The following is a 17,126-nucleotide window of genomic DNA, read 5'->3' as shown; positions in this document are numbered from 1 at the left end:
AGGGGAGTGCGCTAATTCTATCAACGCTTTTAATTCTCTGGCGATCGTGAAGGTAGTTAGGATCTTTGGTTACAAACGATCTTTACCTAACTCATTTGTTCGAGTTCCTTGCCGCGTGTTTCTTTGACCAGGAACCATACAAAGAAGAGAGAAATGGCGGCGGCGGTGGTGTAAAGACCGTAGGCAAAGCCTAAGCCGATATCTTGTAAGGGGGGGAAGGTGGTGGAGACTGCAAAGTTAGCGATCCATTGAGCGGCAGCAGCAACGGACAGGGCGGCTCCGCGAATGCGGTTGTTAAACATTTCGCCCAGCAATACCCAAACGACAGGTCCCCAGGAGAAGCCAAAGCAGAAGACATAAATGTTAGCGGCAAGTAGGGCAATGATGCCAGAATTGCCTGTCAGGGTGGGATTTCCGGCAGCATCTAGAGTAGCACTGCCAAAGATGGTGGCGAGTGTGCCTAAGGTAAGGGTCATGCCGATCGAGCCCAGAATCAACAAAGGCTTGCGACCAATCTTATCGACAAAGGCGATCGCGACCAGGGTGGTGACAATGTTCGTCACGCTGGTAATGACAGTAATCCACAGGGAATCCTGTTCCGAGAACCCAACGGCTTGCCACAGGATACTGCTGTAGTAAAAGATCACATTAATCCCGACTAATTGTTGCAGGATCGATAAGCCAATGCCGACCCAGACGATCGTCAGTAAGCCATGCCGTCCAGCTAAATCAGATAAGCGGGGTTTGCGTTCCTGTAATACCGTCTGGCGAATTTCTAACACCTTGGCTTGAATATCACCACCTAATAATTTGGCTAATACGGTTGCCGCTTCCGGTTCGCGCCCCTGAGCCACCAAATATCGCGGGGATTCAGGAATCATGAATGCCCCCACACCATAGGCGATCGCCGGTACGACTTCCATTAAAAACATCCATCGCCAAGCGGCAGCCCCAAACCAGAAGGGAGCCGCCGCCGATCCAGCCGCAACGGCAATAAAGTAGTTACACAGCAAGGCGAAAAAGATACCAACGACGATTGCCAATTGTTGCAGGGAGCCTAAGCGTCCCCGTAAATGGGCGGGAGATACTTCCGCAATATAGGCGGGAGCGATCACACTGGCGGCTCCAACGGCAACCCCACCCACACAGCGCCAGAACATAAAATCCCACAGACCAATGGCGATCCCGGAACCTACGGCACTAATCAGAAACAGTCCGGCGGCGACGATCATGGTTTTAACTCGTCCATAGCGATCGGCGATCTGTCCGGCAAAAAAGGCTCCAACGGCTGACCCCAGTAATGCTGAGGACACAGCTAAACCAATTTGAACGCTGGTGGCTTGAAAGGCGTTGCCTAATGCCCCAACTGCACCATTAATCACGGCGGTATCAAACCCAAATAAGAATCCTCCAATGGCAGCAACTAATGCCAGCATTAACACATAGGATGTTTTAGGCTGATGGCTCACTGTTTCATGCTGAATTGTCATTGTTAGAGTTCCATTTTCATAAAGAATGAAGCGCAAAACATTGATTAATCCGATGTAAAGGACTAACCACAAAAACTTCTATGCGATCGCTCAAGTAGAAGGATGACGAGTGTTGTTGGAGGAAGTTTGGTGATAGCGCCAATAGAAATTAGGGCAATCATCAAGAATGACCTCCATCTATTCACCCTCAACGATGAATTAGGTTTGAGAGCAGTGTAAATTTATGTCATGCCCTCTCATATAACCACTAATGTCTCGCTCTCCAGGGGAGACTGGCATCAACCCTTAGAATTAGAGCCGGATAATTGTAAGGAAACGTAAGATTTAGCAAATTAAGTTCATGGCTGGGTTGAGCGATCGCGGGGATTGGTTAGATCGTTGGTTGGCTACGATCGCGGGTCTATTCAGCGTCAGAGACTAATTGCGATAACATCTCTGCCAGAGTAATGTGAGTTGATGCAAAATCAGCCCTGGTTAGAGGAGTGAAATCGTTAATATCAAGGTAGGACGATCGTTCGCTAATTAATCGTCTCAAGAATGGGATTGAATCTAAACGATGACGGAGGGAATCGCTAGATGGACGCTTATACCCCAGTGAGTTGCGATTTTCATGATCAACTAGAAGCGTTGGCGACGTTGCATCAAGATTGTCATCTGGTGTATCACGATGATGCAAATCAAATCATTGAAGTGAACGCTCGGATTGTTGATGTGTATGCCAGAAACCACGCTGATTTTCTTAAAATAAAGGATGGTACAGAAATCCGCCTCGATCGCATTGTGTCTGTCAACGATCAGCCAGTCTCCTATGGCTTACTGGATTAGAGAAGGAGCGATCACTAGCGGTCTAAACCATCTGATCGACAAACCAGATGAAGGATCTCGCCTCAACTAGGCTTGTACTTCTCTACAATAGCCAGATCGACCAGGGCAATGTAATAGTGGCTGTGGATCATACGGAAGGACGATCGTCACAATGCGATTGTTAGCCGCACAATTGAGTTGTCGCGGCTAACAATCGCATTGTCAGGCGATCAAATTGACGTGTGACTGCGGATGATACGGAGTGCAGCGAAACACAATTCAATTGCGATCGTCGCAAATACCATCAATCTGAGTACCACATCTAAGGATCGATTTTAGTCAGAAGGTGAGCCGCCAAATATCAGGTTTTTCCTGAGTGTGATTCTGATGGGCTCTCAGTAGACTAAGCATATTGTTATCTACCAGGTCTGCAAGATGCCATCACTAATGCCGAACCGCCGTCTATCGCCTCAACAAATTAGCCAAGATATTGAAGCCTTGAATGGATTAGGGGCAATTCCCTTTTATACAACGAATCGCCCTGAAGCCACCCCTGAAAGTTTGCAAGCGGCATATCAAAAAATGGTTGCCCAACAACAGAATGAGGTCGAAAAACAAGCGACAGCACGGGCGGCGGCGGATGCGGCTCGGTTAGCCGAATGGCAATTTCATCAAGCCGTTTTAGCGATGAAGGAAGTCGTGCGGGGACAGTTTGGCTCTGATAGCAACGAGGCTCAATCGATCGGCTTGAAGAAAAAATCGAATCGCAAGCGTCCTACTCGGTCTAAAGTCACCGCGATCGCGAGTTAGTTGAGTTTATTTGAGTGTCCCGACGTTAACTTTCCCTCTAATCGCTGCACCGGGTGGACAGCATCAGGGGGTTTTTTGATCACTACAGTTCTATCAAGACCAGATTTTGCCTTTAGCGCGACAAATTTTCAGTTTCTATAATCGGACAGGCTGAATATTGTCTGAGTTTCGAGGCTGTTATGATTGGGCATCGCCGGGTAACTAGAGTCACAATACATTTCTTGAGAGCTTTGCTGGGACTACTATTAGTAGTTGTTCTAGCAAGCTGTTCTCGTCCTACCTTTGTGGCGTTATCTGGTTACGTCCCTGGTTATGTTGCCGATCAGGATGTGAATACCTGGCAACAAGTGGGACAGACTACGATCGACTATGTGATTAAAGCGCCAACGGGGACGGCTCCGGCATCAGGGTGGTCTGTGATTGTGGCGCTCCATCCGGCAGGGGGGAATGGACAGGGAATGATCCAGGCATTCCAACGGTTGCCCAATCCAGTGAATGCGCTGATTTTGGCACCAACTATTACCGATCAAGCGGGTATGACCTATGATGCTGCTGCCATTATTACCCACACGATCTTAGAAAAGGTAAAAGCCGAATATCCGATTAATCCTCAGCAGATTATCGTGTTTGGCTACTCCCAAGGGGGGGCGATCGCGTCCGTTTATGCTCAACGCTATCCGGAAGCCGTTGCCGGAGTGGCGATCGCGGCGGCTCCAGTGTTCGCTTATCCGCGTAACAGTGTACCCAATTTGAAGTATGCGATCGGGGTGGGGGAGAATGATCCCCGCAAGGAACCTGCGACTACTTTTGTCAACGAACTGAAGCAACGGCGTTATCCAGTTGAGTTTGAGGTAATTCCGGGGACGGGGCATGAATTTACGCCGCAGTACTTTGATATGGTGTTGTCGCTAGTGAGTAATGTTTAGTCACGTGTTGCGGATGGCGTTTGGCAAGGTAACGCGGCGACTGGAGCCGAGCCTTTACGGGTAAATGTAGTTTCCCATCCGGGCAATGTCCCCCAGTTGAGCCGCTTACCCGGTTCAATCCAGAAGTCTAAGGTTTGAATTTGTCCGTCCTGAAACACAAGTTTAGGAAACTCTGGGTGATTGCTGTCCTGGGTTTCGCGATAGTTGCGTCCGAAGAAGTTCATGCAGACCTGCAAGCCTTGCGTGGCATCGATCGTCTCCATGCCCTTGCCCTGTAACTTGGCATCATCGTACCGCAGTGTGCCTTGAAAGGATTTTCCAGCCAATGATCCCTGCGTCACTTTCACTGTGAACTCATACGTGACTGGAGCCGCTTGGGCAGGAGCCACTGCGATCGCCGTCAGACCAACGGTAACGCTAGCCAGGTAGAAGATAGCAGGTTGGGGAGCAATGCTTCGCATAGTGGAATGAATTGATTTCTGAGTGGAATGTTATTCAAATCCTACGGCATTCAGGGAAATCACCACCAGGATTGGCAGGGAAGCCTAAAACATGATTCAATCAAGGGCGATCGTTCTGTGCATTACTATGACTTCAGCCGACGTTCTGCCCCAACTCCATGCCCAGCGTCACACCCTGGAATTGCCTCACATCCACCTGTCGTATTTAGAGTGGTTTCAAGGGGATGAACCCGTATTGTTTCTGCATGGACTAGCGGATAACGCAATGGTCTGGGCAAGTGCGGGAGAATGCTTGCGCGATCGTTATCATAGTGTTGCCCTCGATTTGCGGGGACATGGGGATAGTAGTAAACCGGAACAGGGCTATGCCTGCGACGATATCATTACGGATCTGAATGCGTTAATGCAGCATTTGGGTTGGGACTCCGCTCATGTTGTGGCGCACTCCTGGGCAGCAAAGGTGGCCTTAGTTTGGGCGCGGCAACAGCCCGATCGGGTGCGGAGTTTAGTCCTGGTGGATCCAGCCTTTATTAATAAAATGCCGGGATGGATGCGATTAACCTTTCCGTTGTTCTATCGAATTCTGTCATTTTTGCGAACGATCGGTCCGTTTGACAGTTACGCACAGGCAGAAGCCCAGGCGCAGCAACTGAAGCAATATCGCGGCTGGAGTCCATTGCAACAACTGGCATTTCAAGCCGGAACGGAACAAAAACCCAATGGACAGTGGGGCAGTAAATTCGTCGTGCAGGCGAGGGATGGAGTGTTTGAAGATGTGCTGAGTGTAGCGGCGCTGACGCAATCTCTGGATCTACCCACTCTGTTGATCCAACCCGAACTCGGACTCAATCGCACCTCCCGCCATTTGCAACCCTATCGCCGTTATTTGACCAATCTGACGATCCAAAAAGTTGCGGGCAATCATTGGTGTTTTTTAGGTGAACCGGAGGCGTTTAATCAAGCGATCGTTCCCTTCCTCGATCAGCAATGCCAGTCCCAAATTGAGGGTTAACCTGGCTGTTGCAGATCTGAAGCTCATAGCTTGGCAGGTTGCAAGACGATCACCGCTCTGCAAAATCTTGTTGTTTTTCTTGAGGAACGATTAATCCTGATACAATCTCCGAATGTACGATAACGTTTGCAAGTTTCTCGCTGAAAGCTACAGTCAGGACTTTGCCCAATGGCTCTTAGGTGAACCCCTGGGATTGACACAACTCAGCCCATCGGAATTATCAGTATCGCCGATTCGGGCGGATGCGCTGATTCTGTTAGCTTCGGAACAGGTGATTTTGCATTTAGAGTTTCAGACCCGACCTGATCCTGAAATTCCCTTTCGCATGGTGGATTATCGTCTACGAGTGTATCGGCGCTATCCAACCCAGGCGATGCGGCAAGTGGTCATTTATCTCAAACCGACTGGTTCACAACTGGTACAGCAAACTACATTTGAACTGCCGAGTACCCGGCATGAGTTTGAAGTAATTCGGTTATGGGAAGTACCGATCGCCGAGTTGTTGCCATTTTCAGGATTATTGCCATTGGCAATCTTGAGCCGTAGTGAGGATAAAGCTCAAACCCTCCAGCAAATTGCTCAACGGATTGAGGCATTGCCCGATCGCGTAGCGAAAAGTAATGTAACTGCGGCAACATCGGTACTGGCAGGATTAGTATTGGAGAAAGCGATCATTCGGCAAATTCTGCGGGAGGAGATTGTGCAAGAATCGGTGATTTACCAGGATATTCTGCAACAAGGACTGCAACAAGGGCTGCAACAAGGACTGCAACAAGGACTGCAACAAGGATTAGAGCGCGAGGCAACCCTGGTGATTCGCTTGCTAAAGCGGCGGTTTGGCGCTCTCACAGCGGAGACGGAAGCTCACATTCGATCGCTCTCGGTTGAGCAACTAGAAGCCTTGGGCGAAGTGCTATTGGATTTTACCCAGCCAGATGAGTTGATCACTTGGTTAGAACATAATGTCTGACCTTTGCGATTGCCCCTTTACTAAAACCATCGCCCCCCAGCCGGAACTGAAGGGCGATCGCAGAAACTCTCAATGGCATGAATTAAGGATGGCTCAATCTTCCACCTCTGTGCCTGACAATCTCTAGTCGGTAATCAGAAGAAGAGAGAGGGATTAGCTCACCCCTAAAAGTTCCACATCAAACAGCAAGGTGGAGTTAGGCGGAATCGGACCAATACCGCGACTGCCGTAACCCAGTTCGGGAGGAATGACTAACTGGCGCTGACCACCCACTTTCATGCTGCCAACGCCTTCATCCCAGCCTTTAATCACTTGACCCACGCCAATCTGAAACTCAAATGGTTGCCCCCGATCGCGAGAGCTATCAAACTTCGTGCCATCCTGTAACGTGCCGGTATAATGCACTGTCACTTTTTGACCTGTGGTAGGTGTAGCGCCTGTCCCTTCCACAATATCCGTGTATTGCAGCCCAGATTCTGTTGTAGTCATGGTTTTTGGTGTTTCACTTGTTGTTGTAGCATCGGCGATCAAGGTTGGTGCTTCTGCGATCGGTGCTTGAGCTTGAACGACCGTGGCGGCAGTGGGAGCGATCGTCGTTGGCAGTTGATCCGCCAAGGCTGAACCACGATCGCCCAGCAGTTGCGATACGACCAGCACCAGTACACAAGCCAGCATCACGCCTAAACTGATTAAAATTTCCTTCAAAGTAACCCTCCTGATCAGAAATCCATGATCCAGTGATCACGGCTGATGGCTCGTTGTTCATTGTTCATTGTACAAAGCCTGTCGATCGAGAGGTGAGTGAGGTGAGGAGGGTGGGGGAGGTGAGGAAGACATTGAGGTTTGGTTTTTATCTCCCTATCTCCCTATCTCCCTATCTCCCTATCTCCCTATCTCCCTATCTCCCTATCTCCCTATCTCCTGATCTCTCACAATTGGCTAGCAACTGTCGGGCTAAGGCTAAATCAAAATAGGTGGCATTCCCCACATGACCGGACTGCACCTGAAACGGTCGATCGGGTTCGCCTAAATGATCCACGACTAGCAACGCTCCTGTGAAATCATGACTTTGGGTGTAGCCATTCATCGTAATCACGGCAGGTAAGCCAGCTTGACGGGCGGCGGTTAAACCAGCATCGGAATCTTCCAGCACTAAACAGTCATGGGGAGTCAAATCCATTGCCTGTAAAACATAATGATAGACATCGGGAGCAGGTTTCTTTGCCGGGACGATATCTCCGGCGGCAATCACTTCAAACCAGGCGGGGCTATCTACTCCCAACGTAGTTTCCAATAACGCCAGCACATTATCGGGGGCACTGGTGGTCGCGATCGCTAACCGAATCCCTACCTGCCGCGCCTCCTGAATCAGCCGCTTGATCCCCGGACGTAAGGGAATATTGCCTTCTGCAATTAACTTCCGATAATGGTTGGTTTTGGCTTGATGCAGAGCGGCTGCCCAAGTCGTAATCTCCTCGGATGGCTGAAACTCGGGACAGGCGGTATTCCGGTAGAGTTGAATTCTTTCCTTTCCGCCTGCTACTTTCAGCAACGAACCATATACTTCCTCTGACCATTCCCACGCTAAGCCTGCCGCTTCAAAGGCTCGGTTAAACGCCACGCGATGGGCATCTCTTTCCGTATCCGCGATCGTGCCATCGACATCAAAAATTAACGCTTGCAGACTACTCATGGGCGGTCAATTGGATCATCTGGATTAAATTCGGGATCACTCTCCATTGAACCACTCCCTGGTGTCGCTGGTGGGCGGGGTGGCTGCGATCGCTCCTCATTCGACAGCAACGACTTTAACCGATACATCGTCTGTTCAGCCGGACTGAGATTTTCGATCGTTGGATCCATAATTACCGGACTGGCGGGAACGATCGCCGGGGCAAAGGCAGGTTCTGGTTCGATAGTGGTGCGCTGATGCCAGCGATCGAGGACATCTTCCACTAACACCCGCCGAATCCAAATCTGCACGACTACCATTAAGGGAATTGCCAGTAACAATCCCATAAAGCCAAACACCGTCGCGAAAAACACCTGACCAATTAGCGTCACCGCAGGCAGCAGAGACACCTGTTGTGCCATCACATAGGGGGTGAGTAGATTACTCTCCAACTGCTGAATCAGAATATACAAGCCCAGGACTAGCAACGATTTGGCAAATGGATTATTGGGATCCAGGAGGGCGATCAGCATTGGTGGCACGACACTAAAGGCTGGCCCCAAGTTGGGAATAAAGTTGAGTAATCCGGCTAATACGCCTTGGGCAAGGGCTGCCGGAACTCCGATCAATGCCAAGCCCAGGGTGCTAAAGATTGCCACGACACTCATACTGATCAATGCTCCCACGACCCAACGACCTAAGGAGACTTCACATTCCAACAACACCGTATCCGCCCGCCGCCGATAGAACGAGGGAAACAAGCGAATAAAACCCTGTCGATAGGCGAGAGGATTGACTAACATCATGATCCCCAGCACCACAATGAGTAGGAAATTCAGCACTCCGCCCAAGGAACCGGAAAAGATCGCAAATGATCCCCCTAACACTCGATTAGCAACGGGTTGTGCCTGTTCAATCAAGTTATCGACAGTCGGAATATAGGTTCTAAACTGACTGGGAATTTGTTGGTTCCAGCTCAACACCAGGTTATTTAATGCCTGTACCCCCTTCGGGACTAAACTAATGAGTAACTGAAACTGTTGAATGAAGGGCGGCACAATCAGCAGAAAGAACCCGACGATCGACGCAATCAGAAATCCGATCGACAGCACAACCGCCACGGCTCGACGGAAGCCCACTCGTTCTAATTGCTGTGCTAAGAGATTTAAGCTGTTGGCTAAGACCACAGCCGCAAAGACCTGTAACAAAATCTGGCGAATTTCCCACAGGATATACAGGGAGGCTGCCAGTACCAGAAAACCAATCCAGTTACCCAGTTTCACAGATGAGCTCCAGAGCGAGACGGGAGGTGAGGCAGATAGGGAAGATCAGGCGGATAGGGACGATGAGGCAGAGTCAAAGCAAACCTCGATCTGAGTCCATCACTCTATTGAAGTTCGCTATAGTCTTTAGTTTTTAGTCCTCAGTCCTTAGTGTTGCACCCTGCTGTTGTCGCCATCGCCACCCGAATAGAATTGCCATTAGTATGCTAGGCGAGCAAATTGCAATTAGCACAGTTGATGTCGTTCCTGTAACGGGCAGGAAGGGCCCGCCGTATTTGATCGCGATCGATAACAGTGCCGAGAGAATAAATACTTTAAAAATAAAGCCAGTCATTCGGTTAACCATGAGCCAACAACTCAGCATTGTCTAACAAGTACGGTCATTCCGGTAGACAGTACGGCATCCCGCCCTCAGGCAATTGCAACGAATTCTTTACAATACGGGTAGAGCGATTCATAAATCATTAACGATCGCTATAGACAGGGTTGTTAGACCGTTAGTGGGCAGTGATCAGGTATCTGATGGCTGGGGACTAATGACTGACAACTGATCACGTAAGGAGCTATCCGCCCATGCCAGTTGAAAAAAATAAGCTCCCCATTAAAACGCCAAGACCACGGCAGTTTGGGGGTGGTTTGCTGATTCTACTCACGCTGCTGCTGGTGTTGAACTTTATTGTGCCGACCTTCGGTGCTCGTCCCGCCCAGATTGCTTACAGCGATTTTGTGGCGCAGGTACAGGCGGGTAAAGTCGATCGGGCGTTAGTCAGCCCCGGACAAATCGAGTTTACCTTGAAGCCAGAGGCAACGACCGATCAAAGTCAGCCCCAAGTTCCCCAAGTCTTTTCCACCACGCCGATCGCCACTGACTTAGAATTACCGAAAATTCTGCGGGAGAATGGCGTTGAGTTTGGTGCTCCCCCGCCCAACCGCAATGGTTGGATTGGCACACTCTTAAGTTGGGTCGTGCCTCCCCTGATCTTCTTTGGCATTTGGGGTTGGATCATTAATCGTCAGGGAGGTGGCAATCCGACGGCGCTAACCGTGGGTAAAAGTAAAGCTCGGATCTACTCGGAAGGCAGCACCGGGGTTAAATTTACCGATGTTGCCGGAGTGGATGAAGCCAAGACCGAACTGCAAGAGATCGTCGATTTCCTCAAGAATGCCGATAAATATACCCGGCTGGGAGCCAAGATCCCTAAAGGGGTGTTACTGATTGGGCCGCCGGGAACGGGTAAAACCTTACTGGCGAAAGCGATCGCCGGAGAAGCGGGAGTTCCCTTCTTCAGCATCTCGGGTTCTGAGTTCATCGAATTATTTGTCGGGGTGGGAGCCTCTCGCGTCCGGGATCTGTTCGATCAAGCCAAGCAAAAAGCTCCCTGTATCGTCTTTATTGATGAACTCGATGCCTTAGGCAAATCTCGGGCTCAGGGTGGCATGATGGGTGGCAACGATGAACGGGAACAAACCCTGAACCAATTGCTGACTGAAATGGATGGCTTTGATGCCAACACGGGAGTCATCATCATTGCGGCAACCAACCGTCCGGAAGTGCTGGATCCAGCCCTGCGTCGTCCCGGTCGCTTCGATCGCCAGGTGTTGGTCGATCGCCCCGATAAGATTGGACGGGAAGCGATTCTGAATGTCCATGCTCGCACAGTCAAATTGGCTGATGATGTCGATTTAAGTAAGATCGCGATTCGCACCCCCGGATTTGCCGGAGCCGATTTAGCGAATTTGGTGAATGAAGCGGCACTTCTGGCAGCGCGGAATAACCGTCCGTTAGTGATTATGGCGGACTTCAATGAAGCGATCGAACGGGTGATCGCTGGATTGGAGAAAAAATCTCGCATCCTCAACGATATGGAAAAGAAAGTCGTTGCCTATCACGAAGTTGGTCACGCCATTATTGGCGCATTGATGCCGGGAGCTGGGAAAGTCGAGAAGATCTCGATCGTCCCTCGGGGTGCAGGGGCATTGGGTTACACCCTCCAGCTCCCGGAAGAAGATCGCTTCTTGATGGCAGAAGATGAAATTCGCGGTCGGATTGCGACCTTACTGGGGGGACGATCGGCAGAAGAAGTGATCTTCCAGAAAGTCTCGACGGGTGCCAGCGATGACATTCAAAAAGCCACCGATTTGGCAGAACGTACCGTCACCCTATATGGCATGAGCGATCACCTGGGGCCGGTTGCCTTCGAGAAACCGCAAGCCCAATTTCTGGAAGGCTATAGTTCACCGCGCCGCGCGGTTAGCCCCAAGGTGACGGAAGAGATCGATCGGGAAGTGAAGGATATTGTCGATCGGGCGCATCACATCGCCCTGACGATTCTGGAGCAAAACCGGGAGCTACTGGAAGAGACGGCTCAGGAACTCTTGCAAACCGAAGTCTTGGAAGGCGATAGCCTGCGAGCTAAGCTGAATCAAGCGATCGCCCCAGCCGAAATGGAACAATGGCTCCTGACTGGAAAACTTCCTGAAGATCTGCAACTGAAGCAAACCACTTTGGTTTAAGCCTGTAGAATGCTAGGCGGCAATTCGGGAGAGAACGGCTAATCACCGACTCTCTCGATTGCTAGAACAGTACATTTGTTCTAAGATAATGGGAAGCGCGATCGTCCGTTGGCTAATGGGGGCGATCGTTTTTTATGACGATGCACTACTGTGATCCACGATTCACAACAATGAGTTGTGCCTGTAAAGATGCATTGCCAATCAATGATTGATGAATTCGGTTTGCTAGCCTGACGAAATTAAGATCTTCTGAACAAACGACGATTCCAGCATGATCAGCGCTCAACCGATGAAGTTGTTTAAAGTCACGGCGGTTAATGGTTAGCACTGCCCGTTCATTGGCGATCGCAAACGCTAACACTTGGGGATCAGAAAACCCAGCGTTGCCCGATTCCTGAACTGTTAAAACATCATGCCCCAGTTCTCGTAACAGTTCCACTACTGGTAATGGAAACTGTTCATCTGCATAGAGCCTTATCATTAGCTCTCTTGTTCTTGCAAAGCTAATTCAATCTCGTCTAAATACGCATCTGCGTATGCCCAAATATTCACTAAATCTGCTGCGCTTAACTGAGGATAAGTCTTCAGCAACTCCGCATCCGTGGCTCCCTGACGACGTAGGCTAACAAATAACCACACTGGTAAGCGTGTATGTTCTAGGCACGCATCACCCCCCATTACGCCAGATGTTTTGGTAATTTTACGTCCCGCATGACTGAGCGTTTGGGTCAAAACCTGAATGGCGGCGGCTTTTTCAGTCGGAGTCAGAGATTGGAGTTGAGCTTCCAGGTCGGCTAAAGTCATTTGTGATCACAATGGCTAAGGTCGCTTGCTTTCAGCCTAACTGATCTCCCACAAAAAAATCGCCCTGAGTGTCCGTTCACTGGGGCGATCGTGGGTGATGACTCTCTACAGTTGTGAGTGCGTTAACCAACGCAAACAATCTCTCGATTGGGAGGCTCAGCGGATTGCGTCCCTCGGTAATAGTCCTCAGCACTAAAGGCATCAACTTGAATGGCATCATTGCGGGCAAATTCAGCCTGACAGACGATCGTCGCTTCGGCTTCTGTAATCACGCCAGTTTCGTAGGCGATCGCTAGCAGACGATCGGGTTTACCTTCAGGTAGTTTCCCAGCCCGACTGGCGGCTTTGATTTTCTGCAATACCACATTGGCTTGTTGTGCCAGATCTAGGGCGTGTTCCAGCCGTCCCAATGCCTGTTGTTGATCAGTAGGAATGTAGATGCCAGCCGTCAGACGATCGCGGACAGTCCCAATCTGCTGTAAGCTTTGCGCTACTTGACTACCCAGATGATCGGATGGCATAGACCCGATCGGATTGAATCGCCACCAGGCTAACAAGGGTTGTCGCAGTAATCCTAAAACTGGAATGTCTAAATTACTGAGAATTCCGGCGACGGCTTGCTGAATTTGCGCCAAGGCATATTGCATTGCCCAATGGACGAGGGGTAGATCCTCCGCTTGCCGACCTTCCGCTTCAAATCGCCGTAAGGTCGCTGTGCCCAGATATAGCCAGGTGAGAATATCGGCAAATCGTCCCGTCAATTTTTCCCGTCGCTTCAGTGAACCCCCAAATGCCAGTAATGCTACATCGGTTAAGACGGCGAAGGTAGCGGATGCCCAGGCGAGTTTGCGATAATACCGCGCTGTGGCTCCGGAGACAGGCGATCGCGCTAAATACCCGCGTGACAGATTCAACATTACGGCTCGAAACAGATTGCGGATCATCGATCCGATATGTGACCAGAAGGCACGATCGAAGGCGGGAACATCACTCTGGCTCAAGGCTTGAATTTCGTCATAAATGTAAGGATGGCAGCGAATCACTCCCTGCCCAAAAATCATTAAGGTGCGGGTGAGAATGTTGGCTCCTTCTACGGTGATCGAAATCGGGGTTGCGGTGTAAATGTTGGCGAGTAAGTTCCGGGGGCCACGACAAATCCCGGAACCACCGAGAATATCCATGCCATCGTTGATCATCTGGCGGGATAATTCCGTGGTGCTATATTTGGCGATCGCGGAAACCACGGCGGGTTGTTGCCCCTGATCGACGGCTCCACAGGTATACAGTCGGGTGGCATCGACCATATAGGCTAAACCACCAATGCGAGCCAGGGGTTCCTCAATTCCTTCAAACCGCCCGATCGACAACCCAAATTGCTGCCGCACTACACTATGCGCTCCCGTCACCCGCGCCACTAATTTCGCTACACCCGTACAGGTGGCTGGGAAACTAATCCCCCGTCCGGCGGCGAGACTTTGCATCAACATCTTCCAGCCCTGTCCTGCCTGCTCCACACCGCCAATAATGTGATCGATCGACAGGATAACGTTATGCCCTTCCGTGGGCGAGTTGTAGAACGGCACACCCATTGGATCGTGACGTTGGTTAATCACCACACCCGGCGTATTAGTTGGGACTAAGGCACAGGTGATACCTAAATCCTGACCTTTACCCAGTAAGTTCTCTGGGTCGCGTAAACGGAAGGCTAATCCCAGTAAGGTGGCGATCGCGCCTAAGGTGATGTAGCGCTTCTTCCAATTCAAGCGCAGATACAGGTTGCCATCTTCACCCCGGAACACTTCTCCATGCGACGTGAGACTAGCGGCATCTGATCCGGCGGTGGGTTCGGTTAAGGCAAAGCAAGGAATTTCTTCGCCCCGAGCTAATCGCGGTAAGTAATGGGCTTTTTGTTCTGGTGTGCCGTAGCGCAGTAGTAGTTTGGCAGGACCCAGGGAATTGGTTACGCCAACAGTGGCGACATGGGTAAAGGAGCGTGACGCTAACTTCACCATCACCGAACTGTACGCTAGATTCGAGAACCCCAGCCCCCCATACTCTTGAGGAATCATCATGCCGAAGAACCGCTCTTGCTTGAGATACTCCCACACTGGCGGCGGCAGATCTTTACGCTGGTAGATCTCCCAGTCCGTTGCCATCTGACACACCGTTTCTACAGGACCATCCAGAAAGGCTTGCAACTCTGGCGACACTTGGGGATAGGGCTGATCAAGCATCCGTTGGAAGTTTGGTTTACCTGTAAAAAACTCTCCTTCAACCCAAACATTTCCCGCTTCGATCGCCGCTCGTTCCGTCTCCGAAATCTTCGGTAATAGATTCATTGCCTGAATCGCTTTAACAATCCAGGTCGTGACTAATTTCTGCCGCACGATCGGAATATTTAGGATCAAGGCGATCGCTACAAACGGAATCCAGAGTGCGATCGGCGGATTAGCAACCGCTAAAACTCCAGCAAGATAAATCGTCCATAACCACAGTGGCGAACCAAAGTAGCCAAAGCAGATGAGGAGGGTGAGGAGGATGGGGAGGGTGAGGAGGATGGGGAAGGTGAGGAGGATGGAGAGGTGAGGAAGCATGATTTTGTGCTCCTGAAAGCTAAATAGGGAAAGATAGGGAGGGAAGTTAAGGCAGTTGGGGAAGGTGAGGGGGATTGGGAAGATGCGGTTGATTAAAAGCCATGAGGATTTGGCGATCTATCAGATGGCGTTTGAGGCGGCGATGCAGATTTTTCTGTTGACGAAAGCGTTTCCGGTGGAGGAGAGGTATTCGCTGACGGATCAGATTCGGCGATCGTCTCGCTCTGTATGTGCGAATCTGGCGGAGGCATGGAGAAAGCGGCGTTACCAAGCGGCTTTTATTGCCAAGCTGAGTGACTGTGAAGCAGAAGCGGCTGAAACCCAGGTTTGGTTGAAATTTGCAGTCAAGTGCCAGTATTTAGATCGAGACCAAGCAAAAGCTCTGTACGCCACTTACAACCAAGTTCTAGGAGGTCTAGTGAACTTGATTAACAACCACCAAACCTGGACGTTATAACCCCATCCTCCTCATCTCCCTCACCTCCCTCATCTTCCCCATCGCTAATCTAAATCATTAAATTCTCAAACACCCCAGCCGCGCCCATGCCACCACCAACGCACATCGAAACGATGCCGTAACGCACTCCACGCCGTTTCATTTCGTGTAATAAGGTGGCAGTCAGTTTAGCACCGGAACAGCCGAGGGGATGACCTAAGGCGATCGCGCCACCGTTGACATTAACGATGTCTTCATTCAGTCCTAAGGTGCGGATGACAGCGAGGGATTGAGCGGCAAAGGCTTCATTTAGTTCAATCAAGCCAATGTCATTCAGCGTTAAACCGACCTGTTTCAACACTTTGGGAATCGCTTCCACCGGGCCAATCCCCATAATTTCAGGAGCAACTCCCGCGACCGTAAAGCCCAGCATCCGCGCCATTGGTTGAATGCTTAGTTCCTGCACCTGTTTCTCGCTCATGACGATCGTGGCGGCGGCACCATCTGACATTTGTGAGGAATTCCCAGCGGTGACTGTACCTTTAGCATGAAACACAGGTTTTAGTTGCGACAAAGCTTCTAAGTTGGTATCTGCCCGTGGTCCTTCATCGGTAGCAAAAATGATTTCGCTCGTTTCTGCTTTACCATTCACGTACTGTGTTTCTCGGACGGTGACGGGAATAATTTCTTCCTTAAAGCGTCCGGCTGCGATCGCGGCGACGGCTCGTTGATGCGATCGCAAGGCAAAGGTATCTTGATCGGCACGAGAGATTTGGAATTGCCGCGCCACGTTTTCGGCGGTTAACCCCATGGTGATGTAGGTTTCTGGGGCATCGGCTAACAGGTCAGCATTCGGCAAAAACTGGTGTCCGCCCATTGGAATTAGGCTCATGGATTCTACTCCACCTGCCACCATCACCTCCGCCTGTCCAACCGCGATCGCTTGATTCGCCATCGCGATCGCCTGTAAGCCCGAGGCACAGAGGCGATTCACTGTACAACCGGAAACGGAATCTGGTAAACCCGCTCGTAGTCCTACCACTCGCCCCAGGTTAAAGCCCTGTTCGGCTTCTGGCATGGCACAACCTAAGATGACATCATCAATCTGATTGGAGACTAATCCCGAAATTTTCTCGATCGCGCCTCGCACGACGGCTGCCCCCAAATCATCGGGACGGGTGTGGCGAAGGGTACCACGCGGCGCTTTACCGATCGCCGTTCTAACGCTGCTAACAATGTAGGTGCTGTTCATAAGTCTGTAGTGATCTAGTTCAGAAATGTGTGATCCGTAGGGGAGGTGGGGAGGTGGGGAGGATGGAGAAGGTAAGGAGCTGTCTCTTATACACATCT

The 17,126-nt window shown here is 50.6% G+C and carries 16 protein-coding genes; 7 read left to right on the top strand and 9 right to left on the bottom strand.

Going from position 1 to position 17,126, the window contains the following annotated elements:
- Positions 1 to 86: 86 nt before the first annotated feature.
- Positions 87 to 1,490 carry a sugar porter family MFS transporter gene (locus ACN4EK_RS22135; RefSeq protein WP_431660447.1) on the bottom strand — a complete coding sequence of 468 codons (1,404 nt, stop codon included), beginning with the start codon at positions 1,488 to 1,490 and terminating at the stop codon, positions 87 to 89.
- Between the two features lie 576 nt (positions 1,491 to 2,066).
- Between ACN4EK_RS22135 and ACN4EK_RS22130 the strand changes: the two genes are divergently transcribed.
- The 3 genes from ACN4EK_RS22130 (at position 2,067) to ACN4EK_RS22120 (ending at position 4,030) form a co-directional block, all read left to right on the top strand.
- Positions 2,067 to 2,315: a hypothetical protein gene (locus ACN4EK_RS22130; RefSeq protein ID WP_431660446.1), complete on the top strand. Its 249-nt coding sequence runs from the start codon at positions 2,067 to 2,069 to the stop codon at positions 2,313 to 2,315.
- A 414-nt stretch (positions 2,316 to 2,729) separates the two neighbouring features.
- A complete protein-coding gene (locus ACN4EK_RS22125) occupies positions 2,730 to 3,104 on the top strand; it encodes a hypothetical protein (RefSeq protein ID WP_431660445.1) in 375 nt (124 codons plus the stop codon).
- 230 nt (positions 3,105 to 3,334) lie between these two features.
- Positions 3,335 to 4,030: an alpha/beta hydrolase gene (locus ACN4EK_RS22120; protein WP_431660444.1), complete on the top strand. Its 696-nt coding sequence runs from the start codon at positions 3,335 to 3,337 to the stop codon at positions 4,028 to 4,030.
- On the opposite strand, the gene ACN4EK_RS22115 is transcribed toward ACN4EK_RS22120, so the two are convergent.
- Entirely contained in the window at positions 4,027 to 4,491 is a 465-nt protein-coding gene (locus ACN4EK_RS22115) for a hypothetical protein (protein ID WP_431660442.1), read from the bottom strand. The two genes, ACN4EK_RS22120 and ACN4EK_RS22115, sit on opposite strands and share 4 nt — an antisense overlap.
- A 127-nt stretch (positions 4,492 to 4,618) precedes the next feature.
- Between ACN4EK_RS22115 and ACN4EK_RS22110 the strand changes: the two genes are divergently transcribed.
- Positions 4,619 to 5,503, top strand: a complete 885-nt coding sequence (locus tag ACN4EK_RS22110; RefSeq protein ID WP_431660441.1) for an alpha/beta fold hydrolase — start codon at positions 4,619 to 4,621, stop codon at positions 5,501 to 5,503.
- A gap of 112 nt (positions 5,504 to 5,615) precedes the next feature.
- Positions 5,616 to 6,473, top strand: coding sequence for an Rpn family recombination-promoting nuclease/putative transposase (locus ACN4EK_RS22105; protein WP_431660440.1), 858 nt, complete (start codon positions 5,616 to 5,618; stop codon positions 6,471 to 6,473).
- Positions 6,474 to 6,626: 153 nt separating this feature from the next.
- Here the strand turns inward: ACN4EK_RS22105 and ACN4EK_RS22100 are convergent, their stop codons facing one another.
- The 3 genes from ACN4EK_RS22100 to ACN4EK_RS22090 all read right to left on the bottom strand — a co-directional run bounded on the left by ACN4EK_RS22100 (position 6,627) and on the right by ACN4EK_RS22090 (position 9,428).
- Positions 6,627 to 7,178 carry an FKBP-type peptidyl-prolyl cis-trans isomerase gene (locus ACN4EK_RS22100; RefSeq protein ID WP_431660439.1) on the bottom strand — a complete coding sequence of 184 codons (552 nt, stop codon included), beginning with the start codon at positions 7,176 to 7,178 and terminating at the stop codon, positions 6,627 to 6,629.
- Between the two features lie 193 nt (positions 7,179 to 7,371).
- A complete protein-coding gene (locus ACN4EK_RS22095) occupies positions 7,372 to 8,166 on the bottom strand; it encodes an HAD-IA family hydrolase (protein WP_431660438.1) in 795 nt (264 codons plus the stop codon).
- Positions 8,163 to 9,428 (bottom strand): AI-2E family transporter, encoded by a 1,266-nt coding sequence (locus tag ACN4EK_RS22090; RefSeq protein WP_431660437.1) that lies wholly within the window; start codon positions 9,426 to 9,428, stop codon positions 8,163 to 8,165. Before ACN4EK_RS22090 ends, ACN4EK_RS22095 begins: the two co-directional genes overlap by 4 nt.
- A gap of 573 nt (positions 9,429 to 10,001) precedes the next feature.
- On the opposite strand from ACN4EK_RS22090, the gene ftsH reads away from it, so the two are divergent.
- Positions 10,002 to 11,942, top strand: a complete 1,941-nt coding sequence (gene ftsH, locus ACN4EK_RS22085) for an ATP-dependent zinc metalloprotease FtsH (RefSeq protein WP_431660436.1) — start codon at positions 10,002 to 10,004, stop codon at positions 11,940 to 11,942.
- Positions 11,943 to 12,087: 145 nt separating this feature from the next.
- Here the strand turns inward: ftsH and ACN4EK_RS22080 are convergent, their stop codons facing one another.
- The 3 genes from ACN4EK_RS22080 to ACN4EK_RS22070 all read right to left on the bottom strand — a co-directional run bounded on the left by ACN4EK_RS22080 (position 12,088) and on the right by ACN4EK_RS22070 (position 15,340).
- Complete coding sequence (locus ACN4EK_RS22080) at positions 12,088 to 12,423, bottom strand: DUF5615 family PIN-like protein (RefSeq protein WP_431660434.1); 336 nt, start codon at positions 12,421 to 12,423, stop codon at positions 12,088 to 12,090.
- The gene (locus tag ACN4EK_RS22075; protein ID WP_431660433.1) at positions 12,423 to 12,746 is read right to left on the bottom strand and encodes a DUF433 domain-containing protein; all 324 of its coding nucleotides are present in this window, start codon (positions 12,744 to 12,746) and stop codon (positions 12,423 to 12,425) included. Before ACN4EK_RS22075 ends, ACN4EK_RS22080 begins: the two co-directional genes overlap by 1 nt.
- Before the next feature lie 122 nt (positions 12,747 to 12,868).
- The gene (locus ACN4EK_RS22070; RefSeq protein ID WP_431660432.1) at positions 12,869 to 15,340 is read right to left on the bottom strand and encodes an acyl-CoA dehydrogenase; all 2,472 of its coding nucleotides are present in this window, start codon (positions 15,338 to 15,340) and stop codon (positions 12,869 to 12,871) included.
- An 82-nt stretch (positions 15,341 to 15,422) separates the two neighbouring features.
- On the opposite strand from ACN4EK_RS22070, the gene ACN4EK_RS22065 reads away from it, so the two are divergent.
- Positions 15,423 to 15,797, top strand: a complete 375-nt coding sequence (locus ACN4EK_RS22065) for a four helix bundle protein (RefSeq protein ID WP_431660430.1) — start codon at positions 15,423 to 15,425, stop codon at positions 15,795 to 15,797.
- 49 nt (positions 15,798 to 15,846) lie between these two features.
- Here the strand turns inward: ACN4EK_RS22065 and ACN4EK_RS22060 are convergent, their stop codons facing one another.
- Entirely contained in the window at positions 15,847 to 17,028 is a 1,182-nt protein-coding gene (locus tag ACN4EK_RS22060; protein ID WP_431660429.1) for a thiolase family protein, read from the bottom strand.
- Positions 17,029 to 17,126 lie beyond the last annotated feature (98 nt).

Origin of the sequence: Pantanalinema rosaneae CENA516 (assembly GCF_050753385.1) — a bacterium.
Lineage (GTDB): Bacteria > Cyanobacteriota > Cyanobacteriia > Leptolyngbyales > Leptolyngbyaceae > Pantanalinema > Pantanalinema rosaneae.
Note: the sequence above shows the minus strand (reverse complement) of the source record. Positions and strands in the feature narration are given on the sequence as shown.